1 tRNA gene is annotated in these 258 nt (G+C 47.3%); it reads left to right on the plus strand.

The features are described 5' to 3' along the window. Positions 1–71 precede the first annotated feature (71 nt). A tRNA-Trp gene (locus AB4329_RS22440) sits at positions 72–148 on the plus strand. Positions 149–258 lie beyond the last annotated feature (110 nt).

The raw sequence follows: 258 nt of genomic DNA on the forward strand, positions 1-258 counted from the left end.
TCCACTCCGCCACTTATTCGATAACCTCGCCTAGTGCGAGGTTTTTTCGAATCTGAAGTAATGAAAGTTTTAGGGGTGTAGCTCCAATTGGCAGAGCAGCGGATTCCAAATCCGCGTGTTGGGAGTTCGAATCTCTCCACCCCTGCCATATTTAAGGCTCTAGCAGAAATGCTAGAGCCTTTTTTGCATCTGTTGCTTCTACGAAGCAATGTTGGGAGTTGGATCGCCAGCCCGGTCTAATACCAATCCGGAAAATTA

The sequence above is a fragment of the Vibrio sp. 10N.261.54.A5 genome, from assembly GCF_041471145.1.
In the GTDB taxonomy this organism is placed as follows: Bacteria; Pseudomonadota; Gammaproteobacteria; order Enterobacterales; family Vibrionaceae; genus Vibrio; species Vibrio crassostreae_C.